The 15491-nt window shown below is 68.3% G+C and carries 17 protein-coding genes; 5 read left to right on the forward strand and 12 right to left on the reverse strand.

Annotation, left to right across the window (positions count from 1 at the left end):
* From pyrF to KBY78_RS02585, 3 genes are all read right to left on the reverse strand, one after another.
* Positions 1–501: orotidine-5'-phosphate decarboxylase (pyrF, locus tag KBY78_RS02575; RefSeq protein ID WP_255142200.1), on the reverse strand; the 501-nt coding region annotated here is incomplete at its 3' end.
* Entirely contained in the window at positions 498–1748 is a 1251-nt protein-coding gene (gene tyrS / locus KBY78_RS02580; protein WP_399215182.1) for a tyrosine--tRNA ligase, read from the reverse strand. The genes pyrF and tyrS, both read right to left, overlap by 4 nt.
* Positions 1749–1780: 32 nt before the next feature.
* Complete coding sequence (locus KBY78_RS02585; protein WP_006171902.1) at positions 1781–2104, reverse strand: DUF1825 family protein; 324 nt, start codon at positions 2102–2104, stop codon at positions 1781–1783.
* Between the two features lie 131 nt (positions 2105–2235).
* On the opposite strand from KBY78_RS02585, the gene KBY78_RS02590 reads away from it, so the two are divergent.
* Genes KBY78_RS02590 through KBY78_RS02605 form a run of 4 tightly spaced genes read left to right on the forward strand, consistent with a single transcriptional unit; the run spans position 2236 to position 5391 of the window.
* On the forward strand, positions 2236–2922 hold the full coding sequence (locus KBY78_RS02590; RefSeq protein WP_255142201.1) for a hypothetical protein: 687 nt from the start codon (positions 2236–2238) through the stop codon (positions 2920–2922).
* On the forward strand, positions 2919–3575 hold the full coding sequence (locus tag KBY78_RS02595) for a GIY-YIG nuclease family protein (RefSeq protein WP_255142202.1): 657 nt from the start codon (positions 2919–2921) through the stop codon (positions 3573–3575). The genes KBY78_RS02590 and KBY78_RS02595 overlap by 4 nt, the downstream gene beginning before the upstream one ends.
* A gap of 38 nt (positions 3576–3613) precedes the next feature.
* Entirely contained in the window at positions 3614–5089 is a 1476-nt protein-coding gene (locus KBY78_RS02600; protein ID WP_255142203.1) for a leucyl aminopeptidase, read from the forward strand.
* A gap of 32 nt (positions 5090–5121) precedes the next feature.
* On the forward strand, positions 5122–5391 hold the full coding sequence (locus KBY78_RS02605; RefSeq protein WP_006171906.1) for a hypothetical protein: 270 nt from the start codon (positions 5122–5124) through the stop codon (positions 5389–5391).
* A 6-nt stretch (positions 5392–5397) separates the two neighbouring features.
* Here KBY78_RS02605 and KBY78_RS02610 read toward each other — a convergent pair whose 3' ends face one another.
* The 9 genes from KBY78_RS02610 to KBY78_RS02650 form a co-directional block, all read right to left on the reverse strand.
* Positions 5398–5631 (reverse strand): hypothetical protein, encoded by a 234-nt coding sequence (locus KBY78_RS02610; RefSeq protein WP_255142204.1) that lies wholly within the window; start codon positions 5629–5631, stop codon positions 5398–5400.
* Between the two features lie 102 nt (positions 5632–5733).
* Positions 5734–6360, reverse strand: a complete 627-nt coding sequence (gene msrA / locus KBY78_RS02615) for a peptide-methionine (S)-S-oxide reductase MsrA (protein WP_255142205.1) — start codon at positions 6358–6360, stop codon at positions 5734–5736.
* A gap of 86 nt (positions 6361–6446) precedes the next feature.
* A complete protein-coding gene (lpxB, locus tag KBY78_RS02620; protein WP_255142206.1) occupies positions 6447–7634 on the reverse strand; it encodes a lipid-A-disaccharide synthase in 1188 nt (395 codons plus the stop codon).
* Entirely contained in the window at positions 7634–8455 is an 822-nt protein-coding gene (lpxA, locus tag KBY78_RS02625) for an acyl-ACP--UDP-N-acetylglucosamine O-acyltransferase (RefSeq protein ID WP_006171910.1), read from the reverse strand. The genes lpxB and lpxA overlap by 1 nt, the downstream gene beginning before the upstream one ends.
* Before the next feature lie 4 nt (positions 8456–8459).
* Positions 8460–8915 (reverse strand): 3-hydroxyacyl-ACP dehydratase FabZ, encoded by a 456-nt coding sequence (gene fabZ, locus KBY78_RS02630; protein WP_006171911.1) that lies wholly within the window; start codon positions 8913–8915, stop codon positions 8460–8462.
* 11 nt (positions 8916–8926) lie between these two features.
* Positions 8927–9772 carry a UDP-3-O-acyl-N-acetylglucosamine deacetylase gene (gene lpxC, locus KBY78_RS02635; protein WP_255142207.1) on the reverse strand — a complete coding sequence of 282 codons (846 nt, stop codon included), beginning with the start codon at positions 9770–9772 and terminating at the stop codon, positions 8927–8929.
* A complete protein-coding gene (locus KBY78_RS02640; protein WP_255142208.1) occupies positions 9772–12126 on the reverse strand; it encodes a BamA/TamA family outer membrane protein in 2355 nt (784 codons plus the stop codon). The genes lpxC and KBY78_RS02640 overlap by 1 nt, the downstream gene beginning before the upstream one ends.
* Positions 12127–12169: 43 nt before the next feature.
* Positions 12170–12925 (reverse strand): phosphoribosylaminoimidazolesuccinocarboxamide synthase, encoded by a 756-nt coding sequence (gene purC, locus KBY78_RS02645; RefSeq protein ID WP_255142209.1) that lies wholly within the window; start codon positions 12923–12925, stop codon positions 12170–12172.
* Complete coding sequence (locus KBY78_RS02650) at positions 12922–14073, reverse strand: hypothetical protein (RefSeq protein ID WP_255142210.1); 1152 nt, start codon at positions 14071–14073, stop codon at positions 12922–12924. The genes purC and KBY78_RS02650 overlap by 4 nt, the downstream gene beginning before the upstream one ends.
* Before the next feature lie 65 nt (positions 14074–14138).
* Between KBY78_RS02650 and purD the strand changes: the two genes are divergently transcribed.
* The gene (gene purD / locus KBY78_RS02655; RefSeq protein WP_255142211.1) at positions 14139–15464 is read left to right on the forward strand and encodes a phosphoribosylamine--glycine ligase; all 1326 of its coding nucleotides are present in this window, start codon (positions 14139–14141) and stop codon (positions 15462–15464) included.
* Positions 15465–15491 lie beyond the last annotated feature (27 nt).

Consider the following 15491-nt stretch of genomic DNA (forward strand, 5'->3'; position numbering starts at 1 on the left):
GGCGGCACCCGCCAGTGCCGCCAGGCGGGGCACGTAGTCCTCGGGGGATTCCGCCATCGCCAGCTCGGCCCTGAAGCGCGCCGCATCCCAGCTGGTGAGCACGGTGACCGCCAGCAGGGTGGGGGCTTCCAGTCCCTCCTGGGCCGCCCCCTCGCAGGCACCGGCCTGGGCCGCCGCCAGGGCTTCGCGCCCTGAGCAGGCATGGACCGTGATCAGCTCCGCCCCGAGCCGAGCGGCACTGCGGCAGGCCCCGGCCATGGTGGCCGGGATGTCGTGGAATTTGAGATCAAGGAACACCCGCAGGCCCTCGCCGCGGAGCTGCCTGACCACGTCGGGGCCGGCTGAGCAGAACAGCTCCAGCCCCACCTTCACCCAGAGCAGATCGGGAATCGAGGCCACCAGCGCCAGGGCCGAGGCGGCATCAGGGCGATCGAGGGCCACGATGATCCTGTCCGCAGAAGGACCGCTGGTCCCTGGGATGATCGTGGTGCTGCTGCTCATGCCACCAGCCGCAGAAAGGTCTTCTTGCCCAGCTGCAGCACCCGGCCCTCCAGCTCGGAGGCGGCGCTGAAGCTGCGGTTCACATCCGTGAGCTTCTCGCCATCGAGGCGCACCCCACCGCCCTGGATCTGACGCCGCGCCTCGCTGCTGCTGGCGCAGAGGCCAAGGGCACTGAGCAGATGGAAGGCCTTGGCCGGGAAGGTGACGGGGGGGAGGGAGGTCTCTGGGACCGTTTGGGCCGCCATCTCCCCAGCCACCAGGTTGGCGGCATCGGCCTGGGCGGCGCTGGCGGCCTCCAGGCCATGACGCGCCGCCGTGATCGCCAGGGCCAGGGCCTTCTGGCGCTCCCGCGGGCTGGTTGGCCAGTGGTCCGGATCCAGGTCGGTGAGCAGGGTCAGGTACTGCTCAGCCACCGCATCGGGCACTTTCTCCAACTTGGAATACATCGCCAGCGGCCCTTCCTTCAGGCCCACGGTGTTGCCCAGGCTCTTGCTCATCTTCTGCACCCCGTCGAGACCCGGCAGGATCGGCAACAGCAGACCGAACTGGGGCCGCTGGCCGAAATGGCGCTGGAGGTCGCGGCCCATAGCCACGTTGAATTTCTGGTCGGTCCCCCCCAGCTCCAGGTCGGAGGCCACGGCCACCGAGTCGTAGCCCTGGAGTAACGGATAGAGGAACTCGTGCAGGGAGATGGGGGTGCCTGAGCCGTAACGGTTGGCGAACTCCTCCTTGGCCAGCATCTGACCCACCGTGGAGGTGCCCAGCAGCTCGATCACCTGGGGCAGATCCAGACCCGCCAGCCACTCGCTGTTGCGGCGTACCTCCAGGCGGCCCGGAGTGGTGAAATCAAGCAAAGACTGCTCCGGGGGTTGCCCCAGACCCAGCTGCACCAGGTAGGTGTCGGCATTGGCCTCCACCTCGGCCGCGCTCAGCTGCACCCGGGTGGCGCTCCTGCCGCTGGGATCGCCGATGCGGGCAGTGAAGTCGCCGATGATCAGCACGGCGGTGTGGCCAGCATCCTGGAAAGCCCGCAACTTGCGGAACAGGATCGAGTGACCGAGATGGATGTCGCTGCCGGTGGGATCGATGCCGAGCTTGATGCGCAGGGGCCGCTCGGCTCCGGCGGCCTGCTTCAGCCGGGCGGCAAGGGATTGATCCGGATCACCCGACTCTCCAGCGGGGAAGAGGTCGGCCAGTCCCCGCTTCAGCCAAGGCGGCAATGCCTCCCCCATCTGTGCACCTTGCATCGGGGCGGATCGTAGGCAGCCGCCCGCCAGGCTCAGGAGCTGGCCTCAAGTTCGCGCTTCATCCGCTCCAGGGTCTGGTGCATCTGAGTGAACATCTGCTCGGGCGTCATACCGAACTGCCCCAGCTGGGTGCGCAGCTGCTCGACGGTGAGCTTCGCCTGGAAATCCTCGGAGAGTTCGAAGCGCTTCATGAACACCTGATAGCGGCCCATCAGGTCCTCCATCTGGTCGATGAACAGCTTTTTCCCTTCCCGGTCGAACTTGCCGTAATCGCCCCCCAGCTGGGTCATCTGCTGGTAATCGGTGAACAGCCGTTTGGCCTCGTCCTGAACGATCTCGGATTCGAAGAAGGCCATGGGGCGTGCCAGGCATGAAGCATTGACGTCGATTCTGGGGGGCTCCACCCCCGGGGGCGAGTACGGATTGGCGTAACAGCCACCCCGCAGCCGCTAACTTCGCCCCAGTTGAACGGAGCTGGGCTACCGCCATGGCCAAAGGGCACTGGTTGGATCCCCTCGCCCGCAGCCTGCTCGAGGCCACGGGCCAGATCCGCCGTGCGCCCGCCCCCCCGAAGGCCGACGCCCCGGAGACCGCGAGCACAGGCGACGACAGCGTCGAGCGCGACCTGCTGGCCCTCAAACTCGCTCAGAATCCAGGCCTGCGGCTGAAGAATGCCCAGGAGGTCCGCCAGGCCGCGGCCCTGGGCTGGCGCCTGGATGTGAACCGGGCCACCCCCGCCGACTGGCTGCGCCTGCCGGGCTGCACTCCCACCCAGGTGGACCTGCTGCTGCGTTTGCAGAGCGGTGGCGTGCAGCTGAGCGGGCCGGAGGATCTCCAGAACCTGCTCGGTCTCGACGGGGAGCTGATCCGCAGCTGGACGCCCTTGCTGGAGTTCCGTTGGTATGGCGACGCGCCGGCGGCACGACCGGCAGCACTCGATCTGAACCGCTGCAGGGCCGAGCAGCTCGGGGCCCAGCTCGCTCTGGAGGAGGCCCGCTGCCGGCGTCTGTTGCAGGAGCGCAGCCGCGCCCCCTTCCGCGACCTGGCTGATCTCCAGCAGCGATTGCAACTGCCGGCCGAGCTGGTGGAGGGCCTGATCGGGCGGGTGAGCTTCGGCCAGGGCCCCATCGGCCCGGAGTTGCCGAGGCCGCCCCGGCCACCGGCCTCCCGTTGAGCGTGGCCAGAGGACGCCAGCAGGAGCTGTTCCAGGGCGGCGCCCCGCCGGGTGGCGACAGCGTGGGGCCAACGGCGCCGCCGCTGCTGCGAGAGCAGCTGCTCGAGTGGCAGCGGCGGCTGGCTGAGTTTCAGGGGCCCCTGTTCGAGGGCAGCGCCAGCGAGCATCAGCAGGGCAGCCTCTTTGGCAGCGGAACCAGCGGCGGCAGCAGTGACGACGGCAACGGCAACCGCAACGGCGTGGAGGATCCCCAGGAGCGGGCCGCCCGTTTCGATCCACTGGCCTTCGAGGCCCAGAACCTGCAGTTCTGGCGCTGGCCCGAGCCGCCCCAGCTGGGCCCTGCCCTCTACCTGGTGATGGACCGGCCGGCGCGGCTGGCCGCGCCGCTGCTGCTCTACGTGGGCGAGACCGGCCAGGCCGACCGGCGCTGGAAAGGGGAGCACGACTGCAAGGGCTACCTGGCGGCCTATGCCGAGGCCATGGGCCATGTGGGCCTGGAGTGCCGCTGCAGCATTCGCTTCTGCTGCGACGTGCCAGCCGGGGTGCGCGCCAGACGAGCCCTGGAGCAGGCCCTGATCCGCCGCTGGCAACCGCCCTTCAACAAAGAGACCCGCCAGCGCTGGAGCACCCCGTTCACCAATGATCCCGTCTGATCGCCGTCGCTACGATCGCGGCCCGATGTTCCGCCCCCATGCAGTTCAGCTGTCCCTCCACCGCGCTGGCCGAGTGGAGCGGTGACACCCTCGGTGTCGGCCTGTTCCAGGGGGAGACGGGCGAACGCCTCGAGGCCCTCGAAGCACGCTTCGGACCCGGACTGCAGGAGCTGCTGGAGCGCCAGAGCTTCAAGGGCAAGCCGGGCGAGTGCGTCAGCCTCACCCAGCTCCAGCCCACTCCCCTGCGGCTGCTGCTGGTGGGCCTGGGAGAACCGGGCCGCTTCGATCTCGACGCCCTGCGCAGCGGAGCAGCCGCCATCGCCAAGGCGGCGGGCCCTGGCCGCGAGCTGGGCCTGGCCCTGCCCACCGAGGGCCTGGAGCCCTTAGCAGCGGCGCGGGCGATGGCCGAAGCCGTGCGCCTGAGCCTCTACGACGATCAGCGCTTCCGCAGTGAGGCCGAGCCCAAGCCGATCCCAGAGGCCGTGAGCCTGCTGGGCCTGGCCGCCGGGGCCGCCGCCGGCCTAGAGGGAGTGTCAGCCACCTGCGCGGGCGTGGAGCTGGCGCGGCAGCTGGTGGCGGCGCCACCGAACGTGGTCACCCCCCAGGCCCTCGCGGACACCGCCGCGGCCATCGCCGGGGAGTTCGGACTGGAACTGAAGGTGCTGGAGCGCTCCGACTGCGAAGCCCTCGGCATGGGCGCCTATCTCGGGGTAGCCCAGGGCTCCAGCCTCCCTCCCAAATTCATTCATCTCACCTACCGCCCTGAGGGTGGCTCCAGCCGGCGGCTGGTGCTGATCGGCAAGGGACTCACCTTCGATTCGGGCGGCTACAACCTCAAGACCGGCGGATCCCAGATCGAGATGATGAAGTACGACATGGGCGGCAGTGCCGCGGTGCTAGGGGCAGCCCGGGCGATCGCCGAACTGCGGCCGGCGGACGTGGAGGTGCACGTGATCGTGGCCGCCTGCGAAAACATGATCAGCGGCGAGGCGATCCACCCCGGCGACATCCTCACCGCCTCCAACGGCAAGACGATCGAGGTGAACAACACCGACGCCGAGGGGCGTCTCACCCTCGCCGATGCCCTGGTGTACGCAGCCAAGCTGGAACCCGATGCCGTGGTTGATCTGGCCACGCTCACCGGAGCCTGTGTGATCGCTCTGGGCGAGGAAATCGCCGGCCTCTGGTCCCCCAGCGACAACCTGGCCGAAGCCCTGCTGGAGGCGGGCCGCAGCGGTGGGGAGGCCTTCTGGCGGATGCCGTTGCAGGCCTCCTACAAAAAGGGGCTCAAGAGCCCGGTGGCCGACATGAAGAACACCGGACCCCGCCCAGGCGGGGCCATCACTGCCGCGCTCTTCCTTCAGGATTTCGTGCCTGCCGACCTGGCCTGGGCCCACCTGGACATCGCCGGCACGGTCTGGAGTGACAAGGGACGGGGCCTAGACCCCGCTGGCGCCACAGGCTTCGGCGTCCGTACCCTCGTGGAATGGGTGAGCCGAGGGGGTGCGGCGTAAGGTTGGCAACGCTGACGCCGGACCCCGACGCCATGGCTGCCCAGAAGATCCGCTGGTACATCCGCGCTCAGCTGGGGGTCCTGCTCCTGCCGCTGGGTCTCTGCCTGGTGGGAGAGGCCATCACCCGCCGCACTCTGCAGCTGGCGGCACTCAATCAGAAACTGGCGGCACCTGGCCCCTGGTTCTGGTACGGAACCCTCGGCCTGATCTGCGTGACCGCAGGTGTCGGCCTGATGGTGGAGAGCGGACTGCTGCGCGGCTACCCCCGCGCCCCCCGCACTGGGGCAGGCAACCCCAACTGAAGCGGCTCAGGCGGCCACCGGGCTCGCCGCAGCACCCAGCAACGACTGGGGCTCCCGTCCCTTCGGAGCCTTGGGCTTGTCCAGCAGGCTGCCCGGTTCCTCCAGCTCATGGATCTGCCAGCGGGCCCGCTCACCGAAGGAGGCCAGCAAGCGATCCAGATCATCGACCGCCTGCTTGGGACTCGTGTAAGGCCCGATGTGGAGAGTCACCAGACCATCCCGGATCGTCAGCAGATACATACAACACACTCAGCCTGGACTCCGTGTCGATTTACAGTAGGCGTATTGGCCGATTCTGGGAAGGGTGCGAGTACCCCTCTTTCCAGCCAGGCGCCAGTGGTTTCAGTTCTTCGGGCGCCACGGCAGCGATCCCCGGGCCCTTGAGCCCCAGACCTGATCAAGCCGCCGGTCGCGGCCGCAGGACCAGCGGTAGTAGTTGTACTGGACCTTGTTGCGCTCGGCGTAGTTCTGGTGATAAGGCTCGGCGGGCCAGAAACGCTCGAGCTCCCGGATCTCCACTTTGATGGCGCTGGGCTTGACCCCAAGCTCCCGGGCCGCCGAGGCCAGGCTGGCTCGGGCCTGATCCCGCTGGACGGTGCCGCGGCTGAAGATCACGGGCCGGTAGCTGGGGCCTCGGTCGCAGAACTGACCGGCGCCATCGAGGGGGTCCACGTTCCGCCAGTAGGCGCGCAGGAGCGTGGGCAGGCTGATCCGTGCCGTGTCGAAGCGGACGCGCACACTCTCGATGTGGCCGGTGCCGCCGGCCGTCACCTGGCGATAGCTGGGATTGCTGACGCTGCCACCGCTGAAGCCACTGACCGCCTCCACAACCCCAGGCAGGGTTTCCAGATCATGCTCGAGGCACCAGAAGCAACCACCGGCGAGCACCGCCTCCTCGACGGCAGCCAGAGCCGGTGCGGCGGGGAGCACGAGCAGCAGCAGCGTCAGCAGCACTGGAGCAAGCCCCATGGACCACCTCTGCAGGCGGTGATCCGGCTGAAATCGGCTCCCTTCAGACCCTGGGCCGGGGCCGTCCTGGCGACTGACTGATGGCTTCACGTCGGGGATCCCGTCAGCTGATCGAGGATCTCACAGGCTGCTCGGCGGGTCACGCCCGGCTCACCGAGCAGAGCGCGCAGGCGGCCGTAGCCCTCCAGCATCCCGGTCCGCTCAGGGCTCGGATCCAGCAAGGGCAGAGCCGCGGCCACGATCGCCTCCGGGGTCAGGTCGTCCTGGAGCAGTTCCGGCACCAGCCGCTCTCCCAAGACCAGGTTCACCGGAGAGATGTGGGGGACGTTGAAGCCCAGCAGCCGCTGGGCCACGAAGGCGGTGACCCGGCTGAGCCGGTAGCTCACCACCTGGGGAACGCCGCGCAGGGCAAGCTCCAGGTTGGCTGTTCCCGATTTGGTCAGGGCCAGATCGGCGGCGGCACAGAGGACCGGCTTGAGGGCATCGGCGCGATCGGCAGGAATCACCGTGGCCTCCACCCCGGCCCGCTTCAGTTGCTCGGACAGGGGAGCCTCGAAGCTGGCCAGCCCGGCCGGCACCATCACCCGCAGCCCAGGCCTAAGCCGCTGCAACTTGGCCGCGGCAACGGCCAGGGACGGCATCAGGTAGCGCATCTCCTGAGGGCGGGAGGCGGGCAGCAGCAACAGCAACTGCTGGCCAGGGCTCAGTCCGAGGTCTGCGCGGGCCTGCTCAGGGGTGGGCGGGGAGCCGAGGGTATCGAGCAGAGGATGGCCAACCCAGGTGACCCGTGCACCGCGGGAGGCATAGAAGCTGGCTTCCTCGGGAAAAATCGCCAGGATTCGATCAGTGAAGCCGATCAGACGAGTGGTCCCACCCTCCCCCAGGCGGAAGGCCCATTCCTGGGGAGCGATGTAGTAGGTGATCGGAACCGCGGGGAAGCGGTGGCGAATGCGGCGGCCCAGGCTCACATTCGCCCCCATGTAGTCGATCAGCACCACCCCGTCGGGAGGACAGCTGGAGAGCCAGCGCCCCACCCGCCGCTGCAGCCGCAGGGTGGGCAGCACCAGAGGCAGAGCCTCCCAGAGGCCGATGGCCCCCATCGGAGCGGTGTTGGCCAGGAGATGGGAGCCGGCCTGGCGCATGCGCTCGCCGCCGAGGGCATCGATCTCGAGGGGCAGATCCCGTCGCTGGGCCTCGGCGTGGAGGGCCTTGATCAGCAGGCCGCCCTGAAGATCCCCCGACACCTCCCCGGTGCTGATCAGCAGCCGCACCATCAGCGCTGGTGGGGCAGGGGGCCACGGCGTCCTGGGGCGATCGAGGCCTCGAGGAAGCTGCAGAGTTCTTCGGAGGCCGGCAGGAGGGTTTCGGCGCGGATGTGCTCCAGAGCTTCCGCCAGCACCTCATGGCTGCGGTAAAGCCGGTTCCACACAGCCAGAAGTTGCTTGAGCTCGGCTCCGCCCTCCCGGTCCACCAGGCCATTGCGCTTGAGACCGATCCGGTTGAGGCCGCGCAGCCGGCCGGGGTGCCCCTCCACGATCGCGAACGGGGGCACGTCGCGGTCGATGCGGCTCATGCCACCCACCATCGCCAGCTTGCCGATGTGCACGAACTGGTGGATGCCGAGCACTCCGCCGATCACCGCCCGGTCGCCGATCACCACATGGCCGGCGATCGCCACGCTGTTGGCCACCACGATCCGGTCACCCAGCAGGCAGTTGTGGCCCACATGGCTGTAAGCCATCAGCAGATTGCCGCTGCCCAGGCGGGTCTGCTCACCATCAGCCGTGGCCCGGTTGATCGTGACGCACTCGCGGATGGTGTTGTCGTCGCCCATCACCACCTCGGTGGGGGCACCGCCGTACTTGAGATCCTGGGGTTCGAGGCCGATGCAGGCGCCGGGGAAAATGCGGTTACCGGAGCCCATCGTCACCCGGCCATCGATCACCACATGGGGACCGATCTGGCAGCCGGCGCCGAGCTGCACGTCGGGACCGATCACGGCGAAGGGACCGATCTGAACGCCCTGGCCAAGCTGGGCGCGGCTGTCGACCACCGCGGTGGGGTGAATCGTGGTTTCCACGGCTGTGCTGGTCATGGCCTCAGTCAACCAGGGAGAACATGAGTTCCCCTGAGCAGACCAGGTCTCCGTCGACGGTGACTTCAGCCTTCACTTTGCCGAACCGCTTGCGTTTGAGACTGAGCAGTTCGCAGCTGATGCGCAACTGATCACCGGGCACCACCGGCCGGCGGAAACGCACCCCGTCGATGCCGGCGAACACGAACAACCCCTTGGGCAACTCCGGCATCTGGGTGACGATCAGACCACCCACCTGGGCCATGGCCTCCACGATCAGCACTCCGGGCATCAAGGGGCGGCCAGGGAAATGGCCCTGGAACTGGGGCTCATTGAGGGTGACGTTCTTGAGGGCAACGGCCCGTTTGCCCGGTTCGTACTCGATCACCCGATCCACGAGAGCGAAGGGATAACGGTGGGGCAGCAGGTTGAGGATCTGCTCGGAGGTGAGCAGGGGGGCGCCAGCGGGAGGAACGGACAACGAGCTTCGGGTCAGCGGGACGGAGCGGCCAGGGCCGCCGCCAGGGCAGTGTGCAGCCCGTGGGATCCACGGAAGGCGAAGACCTGGGCCTGGGGCAAGCCCGCCAGCGCCAGGTCCCCCAGCAGGTCCAAGAGCTTATGGCGCACCGGTTCCTGGGGGAAACGCAGGGGCGGGTTGAGCCAGTGATCGCCATCACAGACCAGGGCGTTCTCAAGATCGCCACCCCGGATCAGACCGGCGGACCGGAGCTGATCGATCTGCTCCCGGAAGCCGAAGGTGCGGGCCGGCGCGATCTGCTCGACGAAGGCGGTGGGAGTGAGCTCAAGGGAGTAGAGCTGCCTGCCGATGGCCCCCTGGGGAAACTCGATCGCGGCCCCGATGCGGGGCCTCTCGCTTGGTAAGGCGGTGATGAAGCTCTGGCCCTGCTGCAGGGTGATCGGGGCGCTCAAGGGCTGGAGTGGCACGCGGTGGCCGAGGCACCTCAGACCTGCTTCGGCGATGGCGTCCACCCAGGGCAGGGCGGATCCATCGAGAACGGGAACCTCCTCACCTTCCACCAGCAGCTCCAGGTGGGAGAGGCCCGTGCCCGCCAGGGCCGCCAGCAGGTGCTCCACCGTGGCCAGACGGCGCTGGTCGAGGCGCAGGGCGGTGCACAGCTGGGTGTCGCTCACCTGCGACGGGTGCAGGGCCACCGGCTCCAGCGCCGGGGCATCCAGCCAGCCCACCCTGTAGCCGGCCGTATCGGTGGGCTGAAGGCGGACGCGGCAGGGACTGCCGCTGTGCAGACCAACGCCTGTGCGCTCGACAGCCGTCGCCAGGGTCCAGGCCTGGCTGTAGTCCTCAGGCCAGACGGTCACTAGAACTTCCAGCCCACACCGAGGTTGAAGCGCCAATCGCCGGTGAAGCCCTCGCTGGCCACCTCCAGACGCAGGGGGCCCACCGGTGTGGTGACGATCAGGCCGGTACCCACCGAGAAGCCGCTGCCGGGCTTGTCGAGCAGCGAGCCCGGGTTGCCAGGCACTCCCGACTGGCTGCCGAAGGTCGTGCCGCCATCCACGAACAGCTCACCGCTGACGATGCTGAACAGGGGAAAGCGGTACTCGATCGTGGCTTCACCGAAGCTGCGTCCCACGCCCATGTCGCAGTCGGCATAGCCGCGCACGGAGTTGGAGCCCCCCACACAGAAGGCTTCGTAGGGCGGCAGATCACCGATATTCGTGCCGGCCGAGAACTGGAACGCCACGGTCTGCTTGCAGTCGGGGGTTTCACCGGGCTTGGGCCGGCAACCCTTGTAGAACTTCAGCCAGTTGACCGGGATGAAATAGCTGTAACTGGCGCGCAGACGGTTGAAGGTGGGCGAATCGGGGCCGACAGAGACATACTGCTCGGTGCCGACGCTGAGGAAGGAACCGGAGGTGGGATTGCGGGGGTCGTTGAGATTGTTGCGGGTGGCAGCCACCCGCAAGGCCAGCAACTGATTGCTGCGGGCGCAGTTGAAAGCGATGCAGATCACATCGTCGACGGGAGCATCCGAGCCATCGAAATTGTTGGTGCTCACGCCGAAGCGGCGGTTGGCACCGGTGAAGTTCATCGGCGTGACTTCCTGTGCACTGAGGCCGAGAACCACACTCCAGAGCGCCCGTTTGAAGGGGTTACCGCCGTTGAGAGGGCGCACGAACTGGATGTTGCCGCCAGCACGTTGAATGGCAACTGAATTGCCTTCGTAATCAAACCAGCTGTTGTTGGGAGATTGCGATTCGGCTTCGGACACCGAGCGGAAGGTCTTGCTCTCGGGGTTGTTGTTGTTGTTGATGTTATAAGCAACATTGGTGCCCGGTGCCTTGTAGAAGTCGGAGACCGTGTTGATGTTGCCGTTGTTCTGACTCTGGAAGATCTGTGGAACGTCGCGGCTGAGGAACACCCGGGCGCGGAAGGCCGTGCGGTAGGCATCTCCTTTGATCCAGGGATCAGTGAAGGAGATGTCGGCCAGGCCACCGAACTGGCCATAGGTGAAGTTGACCCCCAGATCCCAGGCCCGGCCGAGCAGGTTGCTGTCCTGGAGCTGAATCTGGCCGAACACCCCCTGGCTCTGGCTGTAACCCAGGCCGCCGGAGAGGGAACCCGACGACTGCTCGACGATGCCCAGCACGATCACCACTTCGCCGGGCTTGGCCGGCACGGGCCGCAGGGTCACCTTGATGTCACCGAACAGGCCGGTGCCGTAGAGGCGCTTGATGTCGTCCTCGAGGTTACGGCGGTTGAAGGTTTCCCCTGGCTTGATCGAGATCTCGCGGCTGACAACCCAGGGCTTGGTTTTGCCACGGATCGGTTCGCCCTTGTCGTTGGTGGCCGAGCCTTCCTTGTTGAGGAACTGAACCTCTACCCCCTCGACGGTGCCCTCGCGAACCGTGAGCAGCACCGTGCCATCAGGACTCACCCGGTTGGGACCGGTGACCCGCGCCAGGGAGTAACCCTGATCGGAATACCACTTCTGGAGCTCCTGCATGCGGGACTGCAGGGTGTTGAGATTGAGGGTTCTGCCGTAATCCGCAGCGAAGGTGTCCGCCAGGACCGCGGGCGGCAGCTTGACCTTCGCCGCCTCGAACTCAACCTTCTGCAGCACCGGGTTGGCGGTGGCGATCACCACCACCTGCACCCCGAGGGGGCCATCCACGGGCTGGATGCGCACGTCCGAGAACCAGCCACTGGCGTAGATGGCAGAGAGATCCGTCTGCAACTCGCTGCGCGTCACACGGCTGCCGGGGCGCACCACCATGGCGTCGTAGACGGCCAGCTCCAGGCGCTCCCGCTCGGGGTGGCCTTCGAGGCCCTGAACAACCACTTCACTGACCAGGACCCTGGGTTCATCCGGTTTGGCCGGGGTGAGGCTTTCGGGGCTGATCGAGGCGGGGGGCTCGCCGGTGGGTGGGGTTGCCGGCGTCTCGGCCGGTGCAGGAACCGGTGTGCCGCCTTCAGGGACCAGTTCGCCGGCTTCCGGGGCGGCCGTGGTCGGCTCCGGGCCAGAGGCGGGAGCCGGCTCGGCGGCCTGGGCCACTTCGACGGCCGGTTGGCTCTGGGCAGCCGCTCTCAGGGGAGTCAGGAGCGCCAGCAAAGCCAGCAGGGGCAGCCCCAGCCAGAGGGTGAGCGGCAGGGACCGAGGCCCGGCATCGGAGAAGGCAGTGCTGGTGCGGGCGTTGGTGATGACACCCATGGTTCTCCGAGTCAAAGCGGCATTGCCGCAAATTGACGTGACCTTACCCGTACATGCTTGGCCCTTGGATCACCCCTTGGACCCGTTTGAGGACCTCCCCATAGGCCTCGATCACACCGCCAAGGTCCTGGCGGAACCGGTCCTTGTCCAGAATCCGATCCTTGTCATCGTCCACGTCGAGGTCCCAGAGGCGGCAGGTGTCTGGGCTGATCTCATCAGCCACCACCAGCTGGCCGTCGGCCGTGAAACCCAGCTCGAGCTTGAAATCCACCAGCTGCAGTCCGATGCGGGCGAACAGCTCAAGCAGCACCGTATTCACCTGGCGGGCCAGGGCTTCCAGCTCCAGTCGCTGTTCACTGTTCACCAGGGCCAGCCGCTCCAGCCGGGCCTCGCTCAGGAAGGGATCCGCGTAGGCGTCATCCTTGTAATAGAGGTCGAGGAGCGGCGGGTCCAACGGCGTTCCCGGCTCGATCGGCATCTGCTTGCACAGCGATCCGGCCGCCACGTTGCGGATCACCACCTCCAGCGGGATCACCCGCACCGGCCGCACCAGCATCCAGTGCCGGCCTTGAACACCCAGGTAGTGGGTGGGCACCCCCGAGTGCTGGAGGTGCTCGAACAGCAGGGCAGAGATGCGGCAGTTCAGGGTGCCCTTCTCAGCCAGCTCGGCCTTCTTGAGCGCGTTGAAGGCGGTGGCCTCGTCTTTGAACTCAACGGCCAGCAGGTCTGGCTGATCGGTCTGGAAGACCCGCTTGGCCTTGCCTTCGTAGAGGAGCGGGCCCAGCTGGTAGGCAGTCATGGGGTGATGGATTCGGCGGACTCGGGGACGGATGGGAGAGCTGATTCCTGGGGCCCCAGGGTGGCCGGTTGAGCCGCAGAGGGCGCATGGCCTCCAGGCTCGCGCGGGGAGCGCAGGCGCTGCTCCAACACCTTGTTGCGTTTCGCCTCGGAGGGATCATCGCGCCGCAGCAGCCATTCGGCGTAGGTGTCGTCGATGCGGCGGCTGAGGCGCAACCGCCGCTGCCGCGCCGGTTCCGGATCCCCCCCCTCGAGCCGCTGCAGGGCCTGCTGTTCATCGAGCAACTGGGCCGCCAGCCCCCAGGCCCCGCCGGCGGCGGCCTGATCAAGGGCCATCTCCATGAGGGCGTTGCGCTGGGCCAGGGGAAGATCGTTCAGCAGCGCCACCGCCTGCTTCAAACGCTCAGCCGCCACCACACCAGGCAGGCGCCCGGCCAGCAGCACCTCAGCGGCTTCCTGCCGGCGGCCCATCGCCGCCAGATGGGAGGCGAGCACGTCGAGCGCTGAGCGGGTATCGAGGGTGCCATCGTCGCGCAGCCGCACCGGCAGCGCCGTGGTCTCCAGGCGGCTGCGCTCACCGTCGGCCAACCGCCGCAGAGCTTCGGCCGCCCGTCGGTGGTTAAGTCCGGCATTGGCCGCCCGCCACTGCAGGGTCAGCCACTGCTGGCGCTCGAGCCCCGGCCCCGGCCCGTAGCGGTCCAGCACCGACAGGGCCGCCTCCGGCGCCAGGCAACTGATCAGGGCGTTGGCGTTGGCAAGCACCACCGGCAGGGGCTGGGGAGCGGGGTACAGGGCCACCAGCCGGTCTTTGAGTTGGCGGAGCCGCACAGGCAGATCAAATCGGGCGGAGTCCTGGCAAGCCTGTTCCAGCACCGTCAGCTGATCGGACGTCAGGGCGGCGGCAAACACCTGCTCATCCATCGGCAGAGCCGGCATGGGCAGAACCGACACCGGGGGACCGGGGGGCGCCACCTGTGGGATCGGGACAGGCGACGGAACCGGCTGCGGCTGCGCGCGGCTGCCCGCGGGGGCGCTGACGCCCAGCAGCAGCAGCGTCAGCAGACCTGCCGCTCGTCCAGCCCAGCGGGCCAGGCCACGGCAAGCAAGCGGCGCAGCGGGAACCACCGGCATGTAGAGAAGGAATGACACGGCTGGCGGTCCACCGGGGGTCAACCTAAGGGAACCGATTGGCCACTTCCGCCGCTCCGGCCCCCATGACAGCTTCGGCCCGCACCACAGCCCCCGACTCCTCCGAGGCCAGCGTGCGCCGGTTGCTGGTGGTTGGCTCAGGCGGCCGCGAAAATGCCCTGGCCTGGGCCCTGGCCCGCTGCCCTGGGGTGGAGCGTGTCTGGGTGGCACCCGGCAATGGCGGCACGGCCCAGCTGGAGGGCTGTGAGGCCCTGGCCATCAGCGAGTCCGACCAGGAGGGCCTGCTGCATGCGGCCCTGGAGCGGGGGGTGACGCTGGTGGTGGTGGGCCCGGAGGGTCCGCTCGCCGACGGCCTGGCCGACCGCCTGCGGGCCGGAGGCCTCGCGGTGTTCGGACCGGGGGCCGACGGCGCCCGGCTCGAAGCCAGCAAACGCTGGGCCAAGGCCCTGATGCTGGAGGCGGGCGTGCCCACCGCCGGCTACTGGGCCGCCTCCAGTCGCAGCGAGGCCCTGGCGGTGCTGGACCGGGAGGGGCGGCCCCTGGTGGTCAAGGCCGATGGTCTGGCGGCCGGCAAGGGGGTCACGGTGGCTGAGAGCCTGGAGGACACCCGCGCCGCCATCGAGGAGATCTTTGCGGGACGGTTCGGCGACGCCGGCCAAAGCCTGGTGCTGGAGGAGCGGCTGAGCGGCCCTGAGGTGTCGGTGTTCGCCCTCACCGACGGCCGCTCGATGGTGCTGCTGCCGCCGGCCCAGGATCACAAGCGCATCGGGGAGGGAGACACCGGGCCCAACACCGGCGGCATGGGGGCCTACGCCCCTGCCCCTCTGCTTGATGCCGGCGCCCTCGAGCAGGTGCGCCGGGAGGTGCTGGAGCCCACCCTGGAAGCCCTGCGCCAGCGGGGCATCGACTACCGGGGGGTGATCTACGCGGGGCTGATGCTCAGCGACGACGGGGCCAAGGTGATCGAGTTCAACTGCCGCTTCGGCGATCCCGAATGCCAGACCCTGATGCCCCTGCTGGGCGCTGAACTGGCGGCGGTGCTGCTGGCCTGCGCCCAGGGGGGCCTGGATCAGGCGCCGCCCCTGACCATTGCCGGTGGCTGCAGTGCCTGTGTGGTGGCTGCCGCCGAGGGCTACCCCGGTGAGGTGCGCCGGGGGGATGTGATCAACACCGAGCCGCTGACCACGCCCCAGCGGCAGCTCTTCCATGCCGGCAGCCGCCTGGAGGAGTCGGGCGCCTGCGTGACCGCCGGGGGCCGGGTGCTGGCGGTGGTGGCCCAGGCGGGGGATTTCGATGCGGCCTTCGCCAGTGCCTACGACGGCCTTGATCAGGTGCATTACGAAGGCATCACCTTTCGCCGCGACATCGGCCACCAGGTCAGGCGCCCCTAGGGTGCCAGGGCAGCTTCGCCTCCAGGC

Source organism: Synechococcus sp. EJ6-Ellesmere (assembly GCF_024345875.1).
GTDB classification, from domain to species: domain Bacteria; phylum Cyanobacteriota; class Cyanobacteriia; order PCC-6307; family Cyanobiaceae; genus Regnicoccus_A; species Regnicoccus_A antarcticus.